Annotated in this window: 1 protein-coding gene; it reads left to right on the top strand. The window is 67.7% G+C overall.

Annotated features, from left to right (window positions below):
* The first annotated feature begins 43 nt into the window (after window positions 1–43).
* Entirely contained in the window at window positions 44–1,924 is a 1,881-nt protein-coding gene (locus tag NFI08_RS10485; RefSeq protein ID WP_349589201.1) for an efflux RND transporter periplasmic adaptor subunit, read from the top strand.

Raw genomic sequence — 1,924 nt, 5'->3', positions numbered from 1 at the left:
TTGACACCTTGATGAGGGGCCTGAACGGGCCAGCGGGAGCGGTATGCTGCTAGACGAGGCAAGGGGCGACGTTGAAGCGTCCATGCGTGAACGGATGCAGCACTGGCTGGCCCGGCACTGTGAGCGCAGCGGCGCTGTCGATGAGGTGCGGCTGGTCGAGGGATTGGTGGCGTGGCGTGGGCCATCCGGCATCGAGCCAGTGGCGCTGTGGCCGGGCTTCAGCGAGGGCGCCGGCGAGGCACTGCTGGCGCTGGCAAGTGAGGTCGCCGAGGTTGCCAGTGGCATGGTCAGCCAACTGGATGAGGCGCACCTGGGCATCGGCTATCCGGTGAGCATGGATGGCGAGGTGGCAGGCGCGGTAGCGCTGAGCCTGGCGATTCCGCCTGGCCTGCGCGACACCTCCGACGACGGTGTGGCGCGGGCACGTCAGTCCCTGGTGCCACTGATGCAGCGACTCGAGGAAGGTGTCGCTGCGCTGGAACGGGACCTGATGAGTGAGCGGCAAGAAGACATGCTGCGACACCAGGCGGTACTCGAGGACCGCCTGTCCCTGCTGGCCGGCGTGCTGTCCGAGGCTACCTTCGCCGCAGCCTCGGCACAGCTGGTGACCCGTCTGGCCGAGCAATTCGGTGCCGAACGCGTAAGCCTCGGCTGGCGCCGCGGTGCCAGTTGTCGCGTGTTGCAGATTTCCCACAGCGCCCAGTTCAATCGCAAGATGAATCGGGTGAAGGCCACGGCGGCGGCCATGGATGAGGCGCTCGACCAGTTGGCCAGCGTGGCCTGTCCTCCCGTGGAAGGTGCGGCAGGGCGGCACGATGGCGGTGTCCAGCTGGCCCATCAGGAGCTGGTCACCCTCGGCGGTGTTCCTTCGGTGGTCAGCGTACCCTGCCTCGACGATGGGGTGGCGCGTGGCGCCGTGACCCTGGAACGCGATCGACCCTTTACCCTCGACGAGATCGAGGCGCTGGAGAGTCTGCTGGCGCTATGCACCCGTGCGCTGGAGGAGAAAAGGCGCAACGACCGGCCGCTGGTGGTCAAGGCGCTGGCATCGGCTGGCGAGCAACTGGGGCGCCTGCTTGGACCGGGACATCTCGGGCTCAAGCTGGCGGTGCTGGCGCTGGTGGCTCTGCTGGTCGCCTCCACCCTGATCACCACGGTGGACGAGGTGGCGGCGGAGGTGACCGTCGAAAGTCGTGTGCAGCGGGTGATCTCGGCGCCGTTCCGGGGGTATCTCGAGGCAACCAGCGTGCGAGCCGGTGATCGTGTCGAGCGCGGGCAGGTGCTGGCGAGCATGGAAACCCGGGAGCTGCTGCTGGAACGGCTGCAATGGCAGAGCGAAATCGCCAAGCTGTCACGTCAGGAGCAGGAGTCCCGCGCGCGTGGTGATCGCGCCGGGCTCAACGTGCTGGCGGCTCAGCGAGAGCAGGCCGAGGCGCGGGTTGCACTGGTCGAGTCCAGGCTCAATCGGGCCACCCTGGTCGCGCCCTTCGATGGGGTGGTGGTCAGTGGCGACCTGACCCAGCGACTGGGCGCGGTGACCGAGCAAGGCGAGGAGCTGTTTCGCGTCTCTCCGCTGGACGGGTTTCGCCTGGACCTGGCCGTGCCCGAGGGCCGTATCGATGATCTGGCGCCGACCCAGCATGGCTCGATGGTGCTGGCCTCGATGACCGGCAAGCGTTGGCCGCTGGTGGTCGAGCGGATCACACCTCGGAGCACCAGCGGTGAAGGTCAGACCCGCTTTATCGTCGAGGCTCGCCTGGAGATGAACGCCGGCGAGGTTGACCCCCGGCAGGTGGAACGCTTGCTGCGCCCTGGGTTGTCGGGTATTGCGCGGGTCGAGGTCGGCGAAGGTCCGCTGATCGAGATCTGGACCCGCGGGCTGCGAGACTGGCTCAAGCTGACGCTGTGGCGCTGGTGGGGGTGA

The sequence above is a fragment of the Halomonas sp. EF61 genome, from assembly GCF_040147045.1.
Taxonomy (GTDB): domain Bacteria; phylum Pseudomonadota; class Gammaproteobacteria; order Pseudomonadales; family Halomonadaceae; genus Halomonas; species Halomonas litopenaei.
This window is presented reverse-complemented; position numbering and strand designations above follow the sequence as displayed.